Origin of the sequence: Paraflavisolibacter caeni (assembly GCF_025628885.1) — a bacterium.
Classification (GTDB): Bacteria; Bacteroidota; Bacteroidia; order Chitinophagales; family Chitinophagaceae; genus Flavisolibacter; species Flavisolibacter caeni.
The window spans coordinates 1-22,581 of record NZ_JAOTIF010000040.1; the positions used below are offsets into that span (position 1 = coordinate 1).

Below are 22,581 nucleotides of genomic sequence, written 5' to 3' on the forward strand. Positions count from 1 at the left end.
GCTCATACAAAGAGCACCTTGTAATCATTCCTGCATCTCCTTCTGACCTGTTTCAATCTTTGCATCTGCTTTTAATCATTTACTATTCATCCTTTAAGACAATCCTAGTGAGACGAAATTTCTTTTTATGGCCTATGCTATTCTTATCCGGATGTGTATTTGGACAGGCTAAGGATGGGATCGTTGTTTACAAAAAGACCCACCAGCCGGCTGCCACTATTTCATTACCTTATGAACCAGAGGTTATTACTGCAGCCATGGATGATTATTTTTCGCAACAAGGCTCCAAAAGCAATGAGTTAAAGGGATTTAAAACTTTTCAGAATACACCGTTCATAGGGGGAGATTCCATCAATGCTGATCTTTATTTTAAGGTAAGCCGTAAAAGCAAAATCGAAAAAGATGCTTCAATCATTGACTTAATGGTGGGGATGTCTAATGAAGATATCGCAGCACGCAATCATGAAACACATTTCACCAGGCAACAAGCAAAAGAGTTTTTGAATAAGCTGGCGTCTGTGGTGCAAGCTTATCATTTGGAGTTGCTGATAAAGCAGCAGAATGCAACTGTAATCAGGGCGGAAAAAAGATATAATAGTTTAGTAGATGATGGTGCCAACCTTAATAAACGGGATAATGCAAATGCACAAAAATTACAAAGCAATAAACATGATCAGGATAAACAAAATGAAGAAGTTGAAAAACAAAGGCAGGCGTTAGCCCTGTTAGTCCGTCAAAGAAAAACCTGATTATTCACAAATATTAAAACAATTATATGATACCTCTATATGAATTAAGAATAGGCAATTGGATTATGAATAATAATTCAGGCGCATACTATCAAATCAAAAAAGGGATTGATATAGATCATCATTCCAATAGCTTTTTACCTGTTCCGATTACACCAGAAGTACTGGGAAAATATGGTTTTTCTTTTCATGATTACTTTAAAGTATGGCAAAAGAATAAAACAATCCCTGGTACAGGTCCCGATATGGAATTAGACCGGGATTTTTGGGTATTGAATTTTTCCCACCAGCGAATCGGTGTAGAATTAAAAAGTTTGCATCAGTTACAAAACTTATACTTTTTATTGAAAGGAAAAGAATTGGAAATGACGAAATGAAATACCAATCTAATCATATCAGGTATGTTGGGACAGAGGGATATAAAAAGTAGAGACCTTTAAAAAGGATCGTGCCATTTTGCTGTAAGACTGCTGAGCACAAGAAGTTAAGGACTCGTAACAAAAACATTACCTGATAAAAAATGCTTATGATCACATATTCAACAAACAAGACGATATTACTCGTTGATGACGATCCAGATGACAGGGTTTTCATGAATGAGTCATTTTTACAAATAAAATGGAACGAAAACCTCCTGCTATTTGATTCAGGAAACGGAATGTTTGACTACCTGAGTAAACTTGATGCCATTCATTATCCGTGTTTGATACTCTTGGATTACCATATGCCTAAACTATCCGGAAAAGAGATTATTAAAATGCTTAAGCTTGATAAAAGATACAATAACATTCCCATTGTTGTTTACTCTTCAGAAATGTCTGCATCTATGGAAAGAAGTTTATTGACCTTGGGAGTTGCGGCATGTTATAAGAAAGCGGATGGTTATCTGGTTGGCATTCAGCTTGCTAAAACACTTAAGCTTCTCTCAGAACAATACGAAACTGAATAACCCATAAAATTATTTATATGCCAAGTCCAATTGAAATGACAACTATAAGTTGTGTTTTGAATGTGCTTCATGCCAGGGGCCAGGATAATGAATTCATCTTTAGTAAAAAAGGATTTATGGCCGAAAATGGAAGAGTGTATCGGCAAAAAGAACTTGAAATCATTAAAACCTACCGTTTTGAAGGGGTGTCTGACCCATCTGATGAAGCAATAATATATTTGATCCAGACTGCAGACGGCTTAATTGGCTATAGCCTGGATGCTTATGGAGTGTATAGCAATCATAAAGATGATATTTATAGTGATTTTATGCGCAAAATGGTAATGAAAAAAAGAGCCGGGTAACAGTTATTTATATAGTATCGCCCTTGCCCTCGCCCCAATCCAACTGTTGCTCGTCTAATTCATTATAAACAGTATCGACTTCATTTACCAATCCCTCTGTTAATATGGAGGCCACATGTTACCAGGGCCCATAATTTCTTGGCGGTGTGCGCCAGGTAAGCGGGCTAAAATTGCTACTTTCATTCTTTAAGTGAGGAGGCTACCACCATGTGTGATATCCAATAGGCTAAGGTGCTTTCTGCCAATCAGCGTGAGGAATAATAAATGCAGGAATTGATGGAAGAAAAAAGACCTTTTCTATTTATTCTTATTCAACATGTGGAATTAATAATTGCTGAATAGACACTACTATTAATACGTAATAACGGATAATATAACCCCAAATATTCTTATTTATTAATGGAAATGAAAAGCACAACTATAATTTATTTGTGTATCACTGTAAGATTATACTTATAATTAAGGTCAACTAAAATAAATGTCTTATTACAGTGTTTGAAATCGCAAACTAATTAAGAGTGTTGAATTAAGTCGATTATCTCCTGCTTCGCTTTTTTTGATTCCGGAAGATTTAAAAGCATCCATACATGAACCATATCTTCATACTCAAAATAGTTAAGATAAATTCCTTTTGACTCAGCCAATGCTTTTAATTTTCTGGCATCTGCAACAAGGATTTCATTAGACCCAACAAAAAGCGATATTTTACCAAGGCCCTCTAATGGCCCATTTATCGGGCTTAATAAATAATGGTCTGGCTTTGTATTTCCTGCATATGCTTTGCCTGCACGCATCAAACCTTCTATTCCTAAAAAAGGATCTATGGGATCAATATTTTTTATATCAGGGTTAGACAACGTTAGATCAAGCCAGGGAGAAAGTAAAATAATTTGTTTCGGCTGGTTTTCATGTTCATCTCTCATCTTTTGAGCTAGAGCCAGTGCAAAGCCCCCGCCTGCCGAATCGCCCATAAGAATGAAGTTATTTGAACTTACCATTGAGATCAGTTTCTTGTAAAGAGGATCTAACATGGCAAACGACTCTTGGTAGGTATATTTGGGTGCTAATGGGTAATCGGGTGCTGTAATTGTACATTTTAAACTTTTAATAAGTAACCCAAAAAACTTCCAATGCTGTTTAGCAAAACTCTTGACATACGCACCTCCATGTAAATACAATATATGTTTATCACTGCATTTATCCTTAGGTTTAATAGTAAAAACATTATGACCGTCTAATTGATATTTATCAATATTACAGATTGCTGCAATTTCCTGGGGCGGTTCTATACAAGTGTAAAAATCAAATTTACCAATAGCAAATTGCGCCTTAAGAAAGTTTTTTTTATTGATTAATCTCAGAAGAATATGGAGTAATTTACTTTGGGTGCTTGCCAAAATGAATCATTTAAAATTGTGGATAATTTAGCTGGCATTATATTTTAGCTAAAACTGAAGTTAGCAATTATCAATCATTAAGAAACATACTTTATTAGTTATAATATACTTTTACAAAGCAAGTTTTATGCAGAAAGATTAACCATTATATAGTAAGGAAATGGACAGGAAAGATCAGAAAACAAAGAATACAGATGAGTTTTGGCTCCGTCTTGATAATGCTGCCAAAATATATCCTGCTGTACAGGACATGGAACTGACTTCTGTTTTCAGGATTGCTGTTGAATTAAAAGCAAGAATAAAAGCAAAACAATTTATCGAGACAGTTCATACCATTGAAAACAGATTCCCCTATTACAAGGTAAAGCTAAAAGCAGGCTTCTTCTGGTACTATCTTGAGCATCATAATTTACAAATTGCTGTTGAAGTTGATCATGAAATACCATGCAGGGCATTTGACAAAAATGAACTCATGTTCAGAGTGCTCGTGAAAGAGAACAGGATCAGTGTTGAGTTCTCGCACATTTTAACTGATGCAACTGGGGCATTTGAATTTCTAAAAACCCTGCTCCTAGTGTACCTTGAAAAATGCAACGTTTTACTACCTACGAATCTGCCATTTTATCATCCTGAAGAAAACCCTTCAAAGGAGGAATATGAAGATGCGTATAGCAGGTATTTTAAAAAACTCGATTCACCGCTCATTAAGATACCCAAGGCCTTCCACCTGCCGTTTCACATATATAAACCGCCTCGTTTCGATGTAATAACTGCTATTATACCGCTTGATATAATTATTAAAAAAGCAAAAGAATACGAAGTCAGTCTCACTGAATATCTTACTGCAGTTTACCTGTATTCGCTGCAGGACATATATGATCAGCTGACATCATTTAAAAAACGCAGGAGCATTAAAATTATACGCATAGAAGTGCCGGTGAACTTACGCAAAATGTATCCTACCAAGACCATGAGAAACTTCTCCTTATACGTTATGCCAGGCTTAGATCTCCGGCTAGGGCATTATTCATTTGAAGAAATTGTAAAAGTAGTTTATCACCAGATGCAGCTGGAAACTGATAAAAAGCTGATCAGCAAAATGATTGCACGTAATGTAGGCGGCGAAAAAAATCCATTTATTAGAGGGATTCCACTTTTTATCAAATCATTTGTTCTTTCAAAACTTTATGCGCTAGGAACGAGGCAATACAGTGGTGTAGTGACCAACTTGGGAAAAATCAATTTCAGCCCGGAAATCAATGCCTTGATCAATAAGTTTATATTTATACCACCTCCACCTAACAATATTTTGAAAGTCAACTGCGGAACTGTTGGATTTGATAATAAATTAGTGTTGTGTTTCGGAAATATTACGACATCAAAAGAGTTGGAAAGAAGATTCTTTAAATTTCTAACTGCTCAGGGCATTCCTGTTAAACTAACCCTACATTAGAAGCGAGTACCATGATCTATTGCAAAAATTGTGGTGTGGAACTGGAAAATGACATGCTGGATTGTCCGTTATGCGGAGAACCAGTTGCAAGTAATCATCAAACTGATAAAATTCAGTCGGTAGCATCTTCCATTCAGCAGATTTCTCCTTATGGTCACAGGAAAATGGATCAGCCTCAGAAAAGATTTACCTGGGAAATTGTTTCAATTATTCTTCTTTCTGGTGTCATGGCAACGCTCATTATTGATTTTGCCATGAATAGGCGCATCACATGGTCAGAATACCTGGCAGGCTTCTGCTTTACCATTTTTTCTTATGTATCTTTATTTGCATTCTGGAATCAAAGAACGATTATTGATATGGCTGGCGGCTTTATTGCATCCTCCACTTTTATACTAATTCTTGATGCAATAATAGGAAGCTTTAATTGGGCTATCAAACTTGGAATACCGTTACTATTAGCCTGTAATGTAGTTATAGCAACCCTACTTGCTGCTATTCAAATGTCAAAGCATAAAGGGATCAATTTGATTGCTTATTCATTTATTGCAGCAGCTTTTCTTTGTTTATGTATAGAAGGAACCTTATCTTTTTTTGAAACCAATTTGTTTCATCTGTGGTGGAGTCTTATTGTTGCTGCTTGCATTTTTCCAATTGTGGTTGTCCTGCTATTTGTCCATTTCAGATTACGGAAAGGTCGCAGTTTACATAAGACTTTCCATATATAAACTGATTTTCATTTTTCTTCAGCACTTCTGGTGTAATAAGAATAGGCAAAAAGCTTTTTGAATGTTTATCAATGTCTATGCCTTTTTTGATTTGAAAGAATGCACCTGCTCTTTCTTCCTTACCCCAATTACCTATTCTTAATTCATGTGAGGTATCATATTGACGTATTATTTGTTTAGTAAAAGTTATTGATAAATAAAAGCAGATGCAAAGATTGAAACAGGTCTGAAAGAGAAGCAGGAATGAATACGAGGTGCTTTAAATATTCCATGTAAGGTACTCCATATAATCGGCTTTAATAGATTTATTATTAATACTCATATCCCATATTATGGATGATGTCTGATTTATTGATTAACTTGATCAATGAGAATTACTAATGGCAAGTAAAATTTTGACAAATGCGCGTTCTTCTACAACATCTAACCAAATACGAATACGAGCGTTCTGTTTTCCTTGCCCCGCATTTAGTACGACTTAAACCTGCAGCTCACAGTCGTACATCCATTGAATTTTATGATCTTTCTATTCAACCGGATGGCCACTTAATCCATTGGCAACAGGATCCGTTTGGGAACTTTATAGCTCGTATTGATTTCAAGGAGCCAATGCATAAGTTGCTTATTGATGTGAAAATAATAGCCAACTTAACTCCTGTTAATCCTTTCGACTTCTTTGTGGATGAATCGGCTCAAAATTTTCCTTTTGCATATGATGACCAACTAAAGAAAAATCTTAACTCTTATCTGGAGATTACCGACTACGGTCCTAAGATAATGCAGTGGCTGGAAAAGGTAAATCGGTACAAAATGGGAATCATCGATTTCCTGGTAATGGTCAATCAAAAAGTGAACGATGAAATTTCTTATACTATGCGTATGCAACCAGGTGTTCAAACCAGCGATGAATCATTGGAGTTAGCTTCAGGTTCCTGCCGGGATTCAGCCTGGCTTCTTGTTCAGGTTTTAAGACACTTAGGTCTTGCTGCCAGGTTTGTTTCAGGATACCTGGTTCAAGTCGTCAATCCAATAAACAACACAAATGTTGAGGATGCTGATTCCTTCTCCCTGCATGCATGGGCAGAGGTATATATTCCTGGCGCTGGTTGGATTGGACTTGATGCTACATCAGGTTTATTTGCAGGTGAAGGGCATATTCCACTCGCCTGTACGCCTGTACCCGAAAGCGCAGCCCCAATTACCGGGAAAAGTGAAATATGTAAAACTATCTTTACTTACAACAACAGGATAAAACGCTTTTAGGAAAACGGCAAATTAGCTATTAATCCTCTGTTGTAAAAACCTTTCAAACTGCTGCTGAAAATAAGAATTTTTAGAACTGGCTTCAAATAAAGAAGCAATATTGCCTATTGGCAATTCTCCGGTTGTTACTAATTCGGCAAACATTGGATTGGCATTGATCCATTCATGTTTTAATGAATGGATTTTTGTAAATGAAATTAATATTTCAGCCTTTAATGTTTGCGGAACATTTACTGATGCTTCATTGATTTGATTAAGATCTTGCACTAATTGAGGAAAATTAATAGAATCAAACTCATCATCTGCTTTAACGAGATACTTTGGATAGTGTCGCATTATATTATTGTTGGTTAAAAATATGATTATATAAATAGTTTTAACTGGGCTCACCTGGAAATTCGGAAGGACCCTTCAAAACTATGCTAACAATAAAGCAGGTGTAAATATTAAAACGAGATGACTTAGGAAGTTAAAAGACTTACAAGAAGCTTTAATACAAAATTGAAATTAAGCTTTATATTCCGCAATAAAGAATATATTAATAAACATCAAATAATTATTGATAAGCTTAAAAAAAATTGCATCTTATATGCTTAGGCTCTGTCGCAGCTGTTGATAAGAAAACAGAAAAGGCGAAGTTTGAAACTATCCCTCATGCAGCCAAAGAACAAAACGTTTTGTAGGTTGTTGCCATAGGAAATTCTACCTGCTCTTTCTTGAACATACGTAGTATTTCGAAACCTGATAGGGTTTTGGATGCAGAGTCAAAGATTTTTGAAACCAAGCGTATTCTGTGTTCAGCACTTTATAAAGCGATGATCTGTGATATTTCAACACATATGCGACAGAACCCAAGGCCCACTATCATACTGCAACTATACATTTTTCAATTGCACGACTACCCTCATCGTTCACACCTTTTTCTGTGTCTCATTTTTCCACCATTTTAACGGAAATTGAATATCTTTTACGGAACCTACTATCAAATCCGGTTTAAAAGCATAACGGTTTAATTCCTCCTTTTTTGTAATACCGGATAAAACCAATATCGTTTTATAGCCCATCTGTACACCTCCCTGTATGTCGGTATCCATTGTATCGCCAATCACCGTTGTATCTGCAGTTTCTAAATTCAAGGCTTTACGGGCAGAACGCATCATGACAGGACCAGGTTTACCGATAGTGAAGGCCTTTATGCCTGTAGCTTCCTCAATCATAGCAGTGATGGCTGCAATGCCCAAATTGTTCCATCCGGGTTTTCGGGGAGAAGGATCTCTATTGGTGGTAACAAGTTTTGCTCCTCCCAGTACCATGTCGACCGCTTTTTGTACCATTTCCAAGGTAAAATTTCTTCCTTCACCCAGAACAACAAAATCGGGTTCTGTTTCCACCAGCGTCAAACCGTTGTCGTGTAAACTGGTGAGCAAGCCACCTTCTCCCAGTACATACGCTGTCTTATTCTGAGCCTGATCGGCTAAGAATTTCCCGGTAGCCATGGCACTGGTATAAACGTGGTCCTCAGTTACTTCAATTCCCAGTTTTTTTAATTTTCGGACTACTTCCAGCTTGGTCCGCTGACTGTTGTTGGTCATGAACAGGAAGGGTATCTTATTTTTTAATAAATTGGCAATGAATTCATCTGCACCCTGTATCATTTCATCACCACCATATATAACTCCATCCATATCGATTAATAGACCTTGTTTCATGTTAATAAAAATTAGTATGATAATTAGCTTTTTAAAAAACCAATAAAGCAAAGAAATCCTTCTTTTATTTCTATGCCATTGATTAGTGTTTTCACCAACAACCAAAATTAAGCCAATGACTTAACCTTCCGCTTGGTTATTCGGAAAAGACGTAACAACGGTCACCGTATGGGACACTAGCGGAGTGAAAAAGAAAAATAAACACATGATAAATAACAGGTGCTGTACTTGCACGAGCACATTGGATAACTACGATTTGCAGGAAATGCATTTAAATAAAAGCATGGAGCCGGAAGATGCTCGTTCCTCACACCATCCAGCAAGGACATTGCAATGTAAGAAGGACTTAATAAAAATACATCTGTAAGAAATCCATATATGCCTGTTAACGGCTTACCATTTCCACAACACAAAACCACAGCTGCTCTAAATACCCGCCTACCAAAAGATTTCTGCATAAAACAATAGTGCTGATATGATTCTATCCTTTGCTCAGTAACCGGTGCAGCATAGTGAAGCCTTAGAGCAAAGCCTTGATAAAATCCGTGGAAGGCTGGTGGTTAAATAAAATCCGCTTGCCATCCGGGAGCACTCACTCCATTACCTTAGTATGGGTAAGGGAACCCTGGATCTGCAGGGGAACAAAGGATGCTTGCTTACTGCCCCTTCCCCTTTGTGATCCCGGTAGACTTTATCCCAGTTATGAAAAACATGATAGCTGATGCTTTGCCCTCGGCACTAGGCTTTTTGAGAAAGATCATTTCCTTTCCAGTTCTCAATCATGGCAAACATCTCAATGCGGGTAGATGAGGGAACTTGCAAAGTCATACCATTTTATGCAGGTAAAACTATTGAACCCTCATGTCATAAACAATAGGCACTTCACCGTTAGGTTACATAAAAATAGCCGGTTACCTGACTATTGCCGGATCCGTGGCGTCGGCAGTGAGTTTTGTAGTAACTTTAATTCTGAAAGCATTGGTGCGCTATTTCCATAATTGAATGCTCTCTATATGTTGTGGTGACCTTTAGAGAAAATAAGAAGGACCGCTTGGCTCTTTCTTTTTAAGTTTTTTGAAGTATAACTAAAGCCTTTGCTGCCTTTTATTATTTAAGTATTTTCTTATGGGCGTATCATAAATTACCATTACCAAATAGGCTAAACCAACTAAAAGAATGGTTCCTATTATTATGATAAGCACTAATTCAGTTGTGCCAGGCTTGTGGCTGGTGTAATAATTTCCAAATATCCATATTGCTACGTAATGAGTCATGTATAGAGGATAAGATATCTTTCCGGAAAATTGACAAAGCCTCTTTAATCCCTGTGTAAGACTAGCACCGGCTCCCAATGAAACCAGTAATGGAAAATACAATAGCACAACCAGCGCTTCTGCCATCCAGTTCCATTTGAAATAGGGCATGATAAATGCCAGCGACAATAAAATAGCCAAGCTGATAAAACCAAGCTTGTTTTTAATTATCCAATTGGAACGGTAGATGAACAGACCAGCTAAAAAGGAGTAAGCAATCCGGATACTGCCATCCCAAAAGCTATCTTTGCCCCAACCGCCCATCAGGTTTCCTGAACGATAGCTTACAAAGCAAAGGGCAACCGCAGCAATTATAGCGAATACCGCCAAAGAGCGACGGCCAATCTTGTAAAGTATAAAAGCATAAAAAATATTGGCAACATATTCCCAAAACAAGGACCAGGCAGGCGCATTAAAGCTGAATAAATTAAAAAACCGCTCCTCCATTACTGGAAAGGGAATCATTAAAACGGAACAAAGAAATACCAGGATGAGTTTGCCTGTGCCATACAATATTGAATGACTTGCAAACGGGTCAAAGAGAAAGCCTAACAGCCCTATTACAGAGCCTAGAAGCACCAAAGGTTGCAGCCTGATCATCCTCGATTTAAAAAATTCTACTACCCCCATTTTTCCAATGCGGTCATCATAGGCGTATCCAATAACAAAGCCGGATAAACAGAAAAAAAAGTCCACGGCCAAAAAACCATGTCCAATGAAATTTTTGCTGTAATCTGAATAAATCCATTCCATGAAATGAAAAACTACAACAGCCAAAGCAGCTATTCCTCTTAATCCATCAAGAATTTCAAAATGCCGTTTTGTTTTTAAAATACCTGAATGCTGTTTTGTTTTAGCAACATCCAAACTTATCATTTCCATATTCATTTTTTTTCGGAAAAGTGAAATTCAACCAGCCGTAAACACAAGCTCTATGCAATTCCAACTGATGAATAAGGGCACAACATAATTAATTTCAGTACATATTATTATGATTTATGCAATGATTGAAATGTTAAATGTTACATCCTTCACTAGATCTACAATTATATAGCAATAGACAATACAAGGCTGAGACAATCGTTTGCGCAAATTTATAAGTGAGGATTTTCCATGCTTTGAATTAGGAAGGGAGGCAAAAAAGAAAGCCTCCCGTAGCACCCACTGGTGAAGAAAGTATGATTTTTTTTCAATTTGCCTTTGAGACAGGTTGGAAGCAGGAATGACTTTTGGCCATGATGGATTATTTTATTGTTTAAAATCAACCACTCCCTTAGTTTTACAGTTCAATACCTCTAAATGATCTCTGACTCACATAGAAAGAAAGAAGGTTTCCAAGGCCAGAAAGCCATTGTGATTCCCAGAAAGATCTTATCCAGTAAATGTGCCAACAACCATATCATCAGTGCCCTTTATGTAACTGATATTGGATACTATCCTAAAGCAAAATACCATTACCGCGAACGTCCACATGGCGCAGACCAGCATATTTTAATTTACTGCCATGAAGGAAAAGGAGAAGTAACGATCGAGAAGAACAGATTTACTATTGAAGCAGGTGAATATGTTGTTGTGCCTATGAAAATTGCACACGCGTATGCTTCCGATGAAAATAAACCATGGACTATTTACTGGGCCCACTTCAAGGGGACCATCTCTGACTCTATTGTTTCACTAATAAAAAAACAAGTTAATGGGTACAAGGGATTTATTCAAAATAATGAGAAAAGTATTGAGCTTTTCAATGAGATCTATGGACAATTAGAAAAGGGGTATAGTAGTGATCATTTACAATACTCGAATATGTGTCTATGGCACTTTCTATCTACGTTCATTTACAACCAATTTGATGTTAAAGGAAAGGCTAATCAAATGGACACTATTGATAAAGCAATAGACTTTTTAAAGAATAAGACAGACCAGGTACTTGGGCTCGAAGAAATCGCTGCTGCGGTTAATCTGTCTGTAGCCCATTTTTCTTATTTATTTAAAAAGAAAACAGGATTCACTCCAATTGAATACTTTAACCATTTAAAAGTGCAAAAGGCTTGTCAGTATTTATTATTTACTGACCTAAGGATCAAAGAAATTGCACTTGAATTGGGAATTGCCGATCAGTATTATTTCTCCAGAATGTTCAGCAAAGTAATGGGCATGTCGCCTAATGAATACCGGGAAAAGAGAATTCACTAACGAATATTTACATTATCCACAGCCTATCATGGGGGCGCCCAGTACATTGTCATTACAGTTTACCTTTTACAACTCAAAACAACAGAAGAAGAGGTTAAAAGTCCTCTGTAGAAACAGAAGACGTGAACGATTGCATGCTTGCCAAACAAAAAGTTGCCATCTTTAAATGCTGGTTAAATATTAAATCTGACAATTGTTGAACTGACTCATTTATTTCCTGAATTCCATTACAGTTTTATACTGAGGCGTAAACACTACATTGTTTACTTTAAGTACAGTCTTATTCTTACCAAAATCAGGAACAGATGCTGGTTTCAAATCAACCAGGTAGGTTGCGTCTTTATACATGGGCCGGAAATAGAATACCATTTCTTTAGCTGCGGGCTGCCCTAAAAACTTTCTCAAGCCTATTTCCCAAGGAATACCTTTATAAAATTCATCTGCAACCAATTCTCCATCAATGAACCCCATGCCGGTATCGCCGATGTAATCTACTGTCAGAAAAATATCATTCAGGCTGCTTTGCATTTGCCCAGGTAATTGAACAACCAGCTTTTTCTGACCTATTTGCCTAGTTTGAGTAGGAAAATCAGCTTTGGGTAATGTCACTGTAAAAGATGAAAAAGAAGGACTGGATTTTAATGCAGACAAGGTCCCAATATTAAAAGTAGGCTTTACCTGTACTCGTGGATAAATTGTAAAGTCAAAGTTATTTTTTCCCTTACTTAAAAATTCGAATGAATTTCCATTTTGCAGTACCACGGCATCAGAAAAAATCAAATGCTCCATCCCATTAATCGTTACTATAAAAGCCTTTAAAGCAAACTCCTTATCTACCACCAACACTTTTGTATGTTTTCCCCCTTTACTTACCTTAAATTCAGAAACGCCCTTTGCACTGCATTTAACCAGCCAGCGCTTAGCATTTTGCTCAATGCTACTTCCTGAATTATTTTTTATGACTACACCACTTTCTTTTGCAAAAGAGAATTCGGGACTTACGCCCTCTGGCACAAAAAATACATAGTATTGATTTGACGGATCATCACCTTTCATCATTAATTGTGCAGTGGCATAATTCAGGGTCACACCATTCAAATCCAAATTGAAAGGAAAGATGGCATTTTCTTCTCCCTTTAGATTAAATCCTCCACTTTCAGGAATCAGAATTGCACCATTACCTGTATTTATACTGATCTGGATATTCTTTTTATCTGTAGTTTCCATATCATCCTGGAAATTATTGACAAACAGAAAACCAGCATGACCATTTGTTCTCACCGCATAACGAAGGTCTGTATCATTATCAGGTTTCAATGTAGATGAATTCTGTGGCAGTATAGTGACCATAGGCGCCAACAGTTCACCAAAGTGGTTGGTAAAAAAATGAAGCAATTTCAAACGGTGAAATCCTTCTCTTACCTGCCCAAATTCACCAATAGGCGCCTGAAAATCATAAGAGATCTTGGGCAGGCCATAGGCCTCATCGTTAAAGTAATAGTGTTCACCCTTTGGCGTTGAACCGCCATGATACATATAGTAACCAATGCCATTGGCGCCGCTACCCAGACAACGGTTGATCATAGCGTCAAAGCTTTTATGTTCTGCTATAGGCCTGCGGGTGTATACCGACATAATACCCGATCCCAATTCAGCAGGAAATGCAGGGTAATCTTCAGTTTTATAGCGAACAGGTGCATAGTCGGGATCTTTGTGCATATCCTTGAACAGGAAAAAAGGCGACAGATCTTTTTTAGCTGTCCAAAAAGGATAAGCATATGCAGCAGTAACAGGAATGGATTCATTGGGAATGATTGCTGCATTACCCCAACCGGTAGCTGTGAACAAAGGAGCATCCATACCAGCTTTAATGGATAATGCTTTCAATACCTTCATATGATCGTTACCCAATTCCGAATAGGGATTACTACCTTCCGCAATCCCGACTCCTTCCTGCGTAACGCCAAGATCGCGTTCAGATGCTGTCATATCATGTGGCTGCTCAGGATAAGTCAAGCCCCAGGGAGCAGCAGAATGCTGGTATTCATTTTCAATCTGAATACCAATAATTGGGCCTCCATCTTTATAAAACAAACCTTGTAATTCTTTCCCAATTTCATTGTATAGTTTTTCAACGTAAGAAAGATACAGAGGGTCATTGGACCTGACCGTTAGCGGTTTACCCAACAGCCAGTCAGGCAAACCTCCGTTTCTAATTTCACCATGACAAAATGGACCTAAGCGCACAATGGTGTATAGATTATTCTTTGCGCACAGTTCTACAAATTTTCGTACATCCCTGTCTCCGCTCCAATTGAACTTACCTTCATTTTCTTCATGCAAATTCCAGAACACATAAGTGGCCACCGTGTTGATACCACCGGCCTTCATCTTCTTAATAGATTCATCCCAGTACTGAGCAGGATAACGGGAGAAATGAAACTCACCAGTAACAGGAATAAAGGGCATATTGTTGATAGAAACATAATAGTTGTTTACTGAAATACTATCCCCCTTATTGTTCTTTCCACCCAACTTTAAATGTCCTGAATAGATCTTCTTATCCAGAACGTTGGTGTTAATGGTATAAGTTTTAGAATGATGTACTGTTTGACAGAAAGAAAAATGCTGCGTTAGTAAGATTACAGAAGTTAAAAGAATTTGCCGGCCAACATTTTTAATCATCATTATTCGCATTTTACAGAAACGGTTGATATGAATGAAATAGAATTTATTTTGCTGCTGAAAAGAACTGCTCTTTTGATAGCCCCTTAATTCTTTCAACACCTACCTGAATTTTAGGAGCAAACTCCGGAGTTGCCATATATCTTTTTAAACTATAGAGGAGTTGTCTAGCTTCAGGTCTTTTATCCAGGTTTGCAACCAGGTCAATACCGGAAACGATCAATTTTCCAGCTCCAACTCTACATTCGAAAACCAAACCAAGAGAGTTTGCAGTCACCCAATCATCAATTACTCTGATAATTGGTTGCATCCCTATTGCCACAGAATCCATTCTGATTGCATTGGAATTACTCATTGCATCCCACCATTGCCAATTGCTATAGTATTCGGTTGGGAATGCTGAAAATGCAGGGTGCTTCGGATTGCATAGAATGCCCAAAGTATTAGGAGCCTGTCCGCCAGTCCAAGCCGTATTCCAGAATATGCTGGAAAAACCTATTAGCACATCACCACCCTTTTCAGGTTTTAGTGACCCTTTCTTCAAGGTAAGCAGTACTTTGCCTCCCTTATTGAGAGTTTGTATCGCTTGTTCATCCAGTTGCTGGGTTACAACAATATTCTTGTCAATATCAGGAAGCGTTGCAGGATATACAAATAAATCCCAGGAATTTTGATGATCACCTACAGCAATCGTCAGCGATAATTTGCTGGGTTGATCAATTGATGCCAGTGATTGTTTGATTTCACCTAACTGGTGACAATTTCCTAATGGTATGTTTGCAGAGGGAAGCTGGCCACTGAATAATACTTTACCAGAAACGTTTTTGATATTCCATGTTGGGGTTATATTGTTCAATACTTTCTCCCCAAAATGAGCTACTTCTACCGGAACAGATAATTCTTCATTATTGAGATATACCATTTTAGGCAATCTTGCCAGAGGAACTGTTGCATTGCAAAAACGACTATATTCCTTGCCTGTGATATATCCTTTATCTTCCCAGAAAGGATTCAATACGCCAACGAGTGCAGTCCCCTGCCCAGGGAAGTCATGCAAATCCAATAATTGGAAACCACCAAAACCAGGCGTACGTAACGCTGCTTCGATATCAGCCTTGTAACATAAGGCCTGTAATTTACCTGAAGCCAATAAAAAGCTATCGGCCAAATTGTCCAAGCCATTATCTTTCAGTTTTTGCTGGAATATCTCAAAGTTTTTTGCTTTCAGTACACCTGTATATTTCTTTATTTCCTTAAAGTCGGGATAAACACACCACTGGCCAATTTCATGACTTACTGTAGGATGCTGCCATTTTGAAATAATATCTCTCCAGTCATAGTTACTTTTAGACGATTGACCGTTGATGATACTTTTTAAACCCTGACCCCATGCCTGTATTCTTGGATCTGGAGTGCTATTATAATCATTTTCAGGAACTACTGGCCAGCCTGCTGCCGTTGTATAAAGTCTGCGCGAATCTCTCTTCTTCCAATAACTGACAAATTCAGTCAGGTATTTTGTATGATTTTTTCCAGCCGGCTCGTTTCCATAAGCCATCATACAAAAGGATGGGTGGTTTCCAAAGGTCTTAACCATGCGCTCACTTTCTTCATATATATATTGATCAACTGGTTTACCATCACCAACAGAAGAACCCTGGTTGGCCCATGAACTAGCTTCAACATGTAAATAAAACCCCGAACGGTCTGCTGCATCAAAAGCAGCTTCAGGAGGACACCAGGAGTGAAAACGCATGTGATTCAAGCCATAGGATCTTGCCACCTTAAAAATGTGCATCCATGATTCAACGTCTGTTGGAGGATAACCTGTTTTAGGAAAGATCGCACATTCCAAGGTTCCTCGAAGAAATGTAAGCTGTCCATTTATGGTGAATTGAGTCCCTTGGGTTGCAAAATCACGCATACCAAAACTAATCACTCTTTCATCGGTCTCTTTACCTCCTTTAACTTTTACAGATAGCGTATAAAGATCAGGGTGAAATTCATCCCACAGTAATGGTTGATTGCCCATCGGATATATAACTTCCACCATGTTATCACCCTTTTGCAACTCTATTGATTTTGCTAAAGGTTTAAGCCCGTCTGCATTTGCCTTGTTAGACTTTGCAAACAATTGTATCTCTGCTTTATTGTCCCTTCCAGCTTCGTTGTTTAGTTTTATTCGTGCTGTTACCTGCTTTTTATGAATGTCAGGATACAATTGTACATCATCAATAAAAAGTGCTGGGCGGGCAGTTATGGAAAGTTTGCCTACCATCCCATTCCAGTTACTTTGCGTATGATCGGAAATACTATGAGAATTTTGCCCTACGTTAAAATCCTTTACACGGTTATCTACACGAACAGTAATGCGGTGTGTTCCTGGAGATAACACGTGGGTCAGATTAAAAACATGTGGTGTACCCAAACTATTGTCCATCCCAATTTGTTGATCATCTACCCATACGGTGGTTTCCCAATGGCTACGTTCAATGAACAATTCGAGGTGCTTTCCTTTCCAGTTGTCGGGAATAGATACGTTTTTTTGATACCAGGCAGCACCTTTATAATATTTAACCGGTTGCAACCAAAACGGCACCTTAATATTTCCAGGTTCACGGTATTGAGCGTACTCAGACTTAAAAAACCAGGAGGAATCAACTATTTGCCCGGTCCAGGGAGTGTTTACAGTAATATCATTGCCTTTGCCATTGGTAGTCATTGAGCCGGGAAGGCTGATTTTATCATCCAGTTTTTTATTGTACCATTGCTCCTGCACTCCCTTGTCCAATGAATCAACCTGGAAAAACCAAGTACCGGAAAGGTCAATACTATTGGTTTGTGCAGAAACGATTGAATTACAAAATGCAAGCTTCAGTAACAAGGCCACCGCCAGGGAAAAAGTTTTATTCATAGTTCTTAAATGAAGTATTATAGAAGCAATTACCAGTTTGGATTCTGTGTCATCTTGGGGTTACTATTCATTTCGTTTTGAGGAACAGGAAACAGTTCGTGTTTCTTGGCAACAAAAAACTGCTTTCCTTCCTTATCGCTATTTGCAATTTCCTGTTGCAGCAATCCCCATCTTCTAAGGTCATAAAAACGCTGTCCTTCTCTTGCAAATTCAAGCATTCTCTGGTGCCTTATTTCTGTCATCATTTGATCTTGACTGAAACCTTGCTGCAAATTGACAAGTTGTGCCCGGTTTCTGATCTGATTAACAAAGGGGTAAGCTTCAGTCACTTTCCCTTGCATAGTTAAAACCTCTGCAAGCATTAACAAGATGTCTGCATACCGTAATGCTCTTTCATTATTGCTGGAAGTATAATTGACGGCTCCACTGGTGCCGGTAAGTTCGTTATTCTGCCACCAATTCTGGTACTTTTTGATCATTGTTTGATATTGGAATAACAGCTTGTAATCAGTAAATGGCTTGTTGTAAAAAGTTGCAGTAGGATAATTCCATATCAATGTTGTATACATCCTGGGGTCTAACTCATTCGTAGTGGTCTTTTCCTTTTTAAACTCATTGAATAACTTATCAGTGAAACTAACTTCAAACCAACCAGCAACTTCGGCTGGAGCAAATTCCTGTGCAGTGGTAACACCCAGTGATTCATTAGCATTTTCTCCAGCCCAGGGATTAGTGCCACCTACATCAGAAAGCTGAACCTCGAATATAGATTCCTGGTTGTTTTCTTTTGTTGGAACAAAATTATCCGCATAATTAGGCATGAGTTGGTAATTAAACGGAGCAGTAGTCAACTGCTTCAATGTTGATTCTGCGTTTGCCCAATCTTTAGTGTACAAATGAGCTTTGCCCAGGAATCCTAATGCAGCGCCTTTAGTAGCACGCCCTACCCATTCCGGAGAATAAGACAAAGGCAAATCTGCAGCCGCTTCAGTGAAATCCTGTTTTAGCTGTTTCCAAACATCAGCCTCCGGTGATTTAGCTACAAAGAAATCTTCTTTTGACTGAGGAACGGTTAATCTTAAAGGCACATCCCCAAAGTTGATTACCAGTATAAAGTAATTGAGTCCTCTCAGGAACTTGGCTTCTGCTATATATTCCTTTTTCTTTTGCGCATCCAATGTAGTCACTCTATCTACATTCTCCAATATCTGATTTGCTCTGAAAATTGCTCTATAAGAAGTATTGAATAATGAATTTGCAGTACCGTTATCAGGTGTATTGGTAAACGTAGATAGCTGATACAATGCGCTAACATCATTCCTTATGAAGAAGTCATCACCCCGGCCATTTGATAATTCAACACCTCTTACACCCCAATAACCACCGTCTACATTTTTTAATAAGCCATAGGTAGCGGCCAGCGAACTCAACACATCATTTTCCGTTTGCCAATAGGTAGTTGAAGTTATCTGATTGGGATTATTGAGTTCCAATGCGCTCTTTTTGCAGCTGACAAATAAGACTGCAGTGCCTAGAAATATGAATATTGTTTTCATATAAATAATAAGTTTGAATTTGATCGTTGCATTTGAAGTAAACAAACCGTATATCGATTACAAACCCAGTTGAACTCCAAGTGAAAAAGTTCTTGCAAGCGGGTAAGCAACATGCCCGTAATCCACACCTCTGTCTAAAATGCTACCAGACCTACCAATATCAGGGTTATATCCACTATAGTTTGTTATGGTAAAGAGGTTATCAATACTTGCATAGGCTCGTAAAGAAGAAATCCTTATTTGTTTAGTAAGTTTTTCTGTGAAATCATACCCCAGTTGCAGGGTTTTCATTCTCAAATAAGAGCCATTTTCCAAGAATCTAGAAGAGGTCCTGTCATTGTAATTAGGATCGTTAATAATAGCTCTTGGTATATTAGAGTGATTTTGAGGTGTCCAGGCATTCAAAGTAGATTTTGCATAATTGAATTCCAAACTCATACTTTCAAGATCCTGCCTCAAGCCATTGTATATCTTATTACCAGATGTGCCCTGAAGAAATACACTAAGATCGAAGTTGTACATGGAGGCGTTAAATCCAAATCCATATTCAAACTTAGGGAATGGACTTCCACAATAAACACGGTCAGCATCGCTGATCTGTCCATCACCATTGGCATCCAAAAACCTGATATCGCCAGGAGCAGCGTTTGGCTGAATCAACTGCCCGCCTTTACTATGAGAATTGATCTCTTCCTGTGAATTGAAAATGCCTTCTGCTTTAATCAAATAAAACGCACTAATAGGACCTCCGGCCTGCGTTACTGTTGTAGAGGCGCCATGGTGGGTTGGCTGCCCGCCAAATATCTGCTGAGACCCCGTACCTAGTTCCACCACTTTATTGCGTACAGAACTGAAGGTTCCAAATAAATTATAATTCAGTTTATTTACCTGACCGTTGAAGTTTGCACCGATTTCAACGCCTTTATTCCTTAATGTTCCTGCATTAACAACCGGATTAGATACAGATCCTGCAGAACCCGGAATAGGAACATTCAACAATACATCATCTGTTTCCTTAATAAAATAATCAGCGGTCAGATTGAGTCGATTGTGCAGTAATCCTAGGTCCAGGCCAACATTAAATGTTTTGGTGTTTTCCCATTTTATATTGGGTGAAGCATATGCAGTCTGTATAGAACCAAACCATTTTTGCTGGTCTGTCCCGCTAACATAGTTTATATTCGATGCTATGGCTGCACTATACTGGTAGTCACCAATTTCCTGATTACCCAGCTCACCATAGCTGGCACGGAGTTTCAGGTTAGAAATGCTTTTCACATAAGGTTCAAAAAAACGTTCATTCGAAATGTTCCAGCCTACAGCCACAGAAGGGAAATTACCATACCGGTAATCTTCACCGAATCTTGATGAACCATCCCGCCTGAAGGAAGCAGTCAACAGGTACCTGTTATCATAAGAATAAATGGCACGCGCTAAATAGGAAATCAGATCGCTTTGCCTTTTATTTCCTCCTGTTGATGAAGTACCGGCACCAGCATCTATAACACTGATACCATCAGGCAAATTCGTTTTGCTGGCTGATAAGTAAGAGAATTTGTTTTCCTGAAAGGTATAACCGGCTAATGCCTGTAAACTATGCTTGCCGAAGCGCTTGTCATAATTCAGAGTATTCTCTAACAACACCAGAACATTCTGGTCCTTATTTTCACTCAGGTCGTTGGTTGGGTGTGAAAACAAAGTACCTACTGTGTATCTTTTCCAATAATCATAATTGGTGCCGAAATTATTGGTATAACCTAAATTAAGCCTGTATCGTAATCCAGGAAGTATGGTCAAATCGCCATAGGCATTTGCCAGAATACTAGTGAGTTCCCGGTTAATATCTTCCAGGTGCAATTGGGCTACAGGATTTGCAACGTTCACTACCGGACCATAAGCACCAGCAAAGCCTCCTAATGCAGTCGTATCATAGATATCGAATACAGGGATCATCTTTGCAGCGGAACCAATGGGATTACCTCCTTGTCCACCCCATCCACCTGGCATTCTTATCCATTTTTCACGGGATAACAATACCGTTTCTCCAAATTTTAAGCGTCCCTTAGTGGTTTCAGACTTAACACGCAAGTTGTAGCGTTTGTAACCGGTAACATCGACAATTCCTTTCTGATCATTATAGCTTCCGGAAACACTATACCTGCCCGTTTCATTACCACCGCTTACCAGTAATTCATACTGTTGCACCGGTGCTGTTCGATATATTGCTTCCTGCCAGTCAGTACCAGTTCCTAACTGACCAGGGTTTGCTGCAATGTCGAGCTTTGGCAACCCGGCAGCTTCATGTGCTGTATTACTAACACCAGCCCACTCCTGTGCATTCAACACATCTACCCTATTGGCAATTTTCTGAATCCCTATATTGGCATTCAACTGAACCAATGGCTTTCCAGAGCGGCCCGACTTTGTAGTTACCAGCACAACGCCGTTTGCCGCTCTTGATCCGTAAATAGCAGCAGCTGAAGCATCTTTTAATACATCTATGGATTCAATATCATTAGAAGAAAGGTTATTGATATTGGCAACCTGAACACCATCTACTATATATAAAGGAGTAGCGTTTCCTAAAGTTCCTACACCTCTTATCAATATCCTTGTGCCAGAGCCAGGGTCACCACCTGCTGATTCAACAGCTACGCCCGGCATCCTGCCCTGGAGCGACCTTGTTACATCACTTACACCCTGAGCTTTAATGTCAGAGCCTTTTACTGAAGCAATGGCTCCTGTTAAATCCTTTCTTCTTACTGTACCATAACCAATCACTACTACTTCATTCATACTTGTTGCAGCAGTATTCAGAGCAATGTTCAGTGCGTTTGCATTGCCCACCTTTGATTCCTTTTTTTCATAACCTACAGAAGTAAATTCCAGGATCTCTCCTGTGGAGGCGTTGATGGTAAATTCACCATTAGCATTGGTGGTAGTTGCAAGGCCCGACTTTCCATGGACCGTTACAGTTACACCCGCTAAAGGCTGGTTATTTACATCCAAAACCTTTCCGGTTATTGTTCTTTGCTGTGCAGAAATAGATTCGCTGAATAGAAAAAATAAGAATAAGAATAATGCAGATTTTAAACAGACAGTTGATAACTGTTTCTTGTAGATCCGTACTTTCATATAGCAAGTTTTAAGTGAACAGATAGCAAGTAATCCAATAATGAAATGAATTACTGAATCCAAAGTAAAAACAAGTAAATTTTTAAAAGATGGAGTAAGCTATGATTTTGATGGATTATTTTATTATACATAACACCTTCCAAAATGTTTCCAAAGCAAATTCTCGATGGAAAGGGATTAAATGATTAGTACA

16 protein-coding genes are annotated in these 22,581 nt (G+C 38.4%); 8 read left to right on the plus strand and 8 right to left on the minus strand.

Annotation, left to right across the window (positions count from 1 at the left end; all coding sequences use genetic code 11):
* The 4 genes from OCK74_RS26165 to OCK74_RS26180 form a co-directional block, all read left to right on the plus strand.
* A partial coding sequence (locus OCK74_RS26165) for a hypothetical protein (RefSeq protein ID WP_279300074.1) occupies positions 1-749 on the plus strand: 749 nt, incomplete at its 5' end.
* 26 nt (positions 750-775) lie between these two features.
* On the plus strand, positions 776-1,126 hold the full coding sequence (locus OCK74_RS26170) for a hypothetical protein (protein ID WP_279300075.1): 351 nt from the start codon (positions 776-778) through the stop codon (positions 1,124-1,126).
* A 149-nt stretch (positions 1,127-1,275) separates the two neighbouring features.
* Positions 1,276-1,698, plus strand: a complete 423-nt coding sequence (locus tag OCK74_RS26175; RefSeq protein ID WP_279300076.1) for a response regulator — start codon at positions 1,276-1,278, stop codon at positions 1,696-1,698.
* Between the two features lie 17 nt (positions 1,699-1,715).
* Positions 1,716-2,042 (plus strand): hypothetical protein, encoded by a 327-nt coding sequence (locus OCK74_RS26180; RefSeq protein WP_279300077.1) that lies wholly within the window; start codon positions 1,716-1,718, stop codon positions 2,040-2,042.
* A 512-nt stretch (positions 2,043-2,554) separates the two neighbouring features.
* Here OCK74_RS26180 and OCK74_RS26185 read toward each other — a convergent pair.
* Positions 2,555-3,439 (minus strand): alpha/beta hydrolase fold domain-containing protein, encoded by an 885-nt coding sequence (locus OCK74_RS26185; RefSeq protein ID WP_279300078.1) that lies wholly within the window; start codon positions 3,437-3,439, stop codon positions 2,555-2,557.
* 160 nt (positions 3,440-3,599) lie between these two features.
* Here OCK74_RS26185 and OCK74_RS26190 point away from each other — a divergent pair, with 160 nt between their 5' ends.
* From OCK74_RS26190 to OCK74_RS26200, 3 genes are all read left to right on the plus strand, one after another.
* Positions 3,600-4,892, plus strand: a complete 1,293-nt coding sequence (locus tag OCK74_RS26190; protein ID WP_279300079.1) for a condensation domain-containing protein — start codon at positions 3,600-3,602, stop codon at positions 4,890-4,892.
* Positions 4,893-4,903: 11 nt separating this feature from the next.
* On the plus strand, positions 4,904-5,620 hold the full coding sequence (locus tag OCK74_RS26195) for a DUF6320 domain-containing protein (protein ID WP_279300080.1): 717 nt from the start codon (positions 4,904-4,906) through the stop codon (positions 5,618-5,620).
* Between the two features lie 402 nt (positions 5,621-6,022).
* Complete coding sequence (locus OCK74_RS26200) at positions 6,023-6,883, plus strand: transglutaminase family protein (RefSeq protein ID WP_279300081.1); 861 nt, start codon at positions 6,023-6,025, stop codon at positions 6,881-6,883.
* Positions 6,884-6,895: 12 nt separating this feature from the next.
* On the opposite strand, the gene OCK74_RS26205 is transcribed toward OCK74_RS26200, so the two are convergent.
* The 3 genes from OCK74_RS26205 to OCK74_RS26215 form a co-directional block, all read right to left on the minus strand.
* Positions 6,896-7,219 (minus strand): hypothetical protein, encoded by a 324-nt coding sequence (locus OCK74_RS26205; protein ID WP_279300082.1) that lies wholly within the window; start codon positions 7,217-7,219, stop codon positions 6,896-6,898.
* A 575-nt stretch (positions 7,220-7,794) separates the two neighbouring features.
* Positions 7,795-8,592 (minus strand): HAD-IIA family hydrolase, encoded by a 798-nt coding sequence (locus tag OCK74_RS26210; RefSeq protein WP_279300083.1) that lies wholly within the window; start codon positions 8,590-8,592, stop codon positions 7,795-7,797.
* Positions 8,593-9,677: 1,085 nt separating this feature from the next.
* Positions 9,678-10,787 carry an acyltransferase family protein gene (locus OCK74_RS26215; RefSeq protein ID WP_279300084.1) on the minus strand — a complete coding sequence of 370 codons (1,110 nt, stop codon included), beginning with the start codon at positions 10,785-10,787 and terminating at the stop codon, positions 9,678-9,680.
* Positions 10,788-11,204: 417 nt separating this feature from the next.
* On the opposite strand from OCK74_RS26215, the gene OCK74_RS26220 reads away from it, so the two are divergent.
* On the plus strand, positions 11,205-12,098 hold the full coding sequence (locus OCK74_RS26220) for an AraC family transcriptional regulator (protein ID WP_279300085.1): 894 nt from the start codon (positions 11,205-11,207) through the stop codon (positions 12,096-12,098).
* A 210-nt stretch (positions 12,099-12,308) separates the two neighbouring features.
* On the opposite strand, the gene OCK74_RS26225 is transcribed toward OCK74_RS26220, so the two are convergent.
* From OCK74_RS26225 to OCK74_RS26240, 4 genes are read right to left on the minus strand one after another with little or no spacing between them, the layout of a single operon-like run.
* On the minus strand, positions 12,309-14,786 hold the full coding sequence (locus OCK74_RS26225; protein ID WP_279300086.1) for a beta-galactosidase: 2,478 nt from the start codon (positions 14,784-14,786) through the stop codon (positions 12,309-12,311).
* 43 nt (positions 14,787-14,829) lie between these two features.
* Complete coding sequence (locus OCK74_RS26230; RefSeq protein ID WP_279300087.1) at positions 14,830-17,697, minus strand: sugar-binding domain-containing protein; 2,868 nt, start codon at positions 17,695-17,697, stop codon at positions 14,830-14,832.
* Between the two features lie 29 nt (positions 17,698-17,726).
* Positions 17,727-19,253 (minus strand): RagB/SusD family nutrient uptake outer membrane protein, encoded by a 1,527-nt coding sequence (locus OCK74_RS26235; RefSeq protein WP_279300088.1) that lies wholly within the window; start codon positions 19,251-19,253, stop codon positions 17,727-17,729.
* A 57-nt stretch (positions 19,254-19,310) separates the two neighbouring features.
* The gene (locus OCK74_RS26240) at positions 19,311-22,388 is read right to left on the minus strand and encodes a SusC/RagA family TonB-linked outer membrane protein (protein ID WP_279300089.1); all 3,078 of its coding nucleotides are present in this window, start codon (positions 22,386-22,388) and stop codon (positions 19,311-19,313) included.
* Between the last annotated feature and the right edge of the window lie 193 nt (positions 22,389-22,581).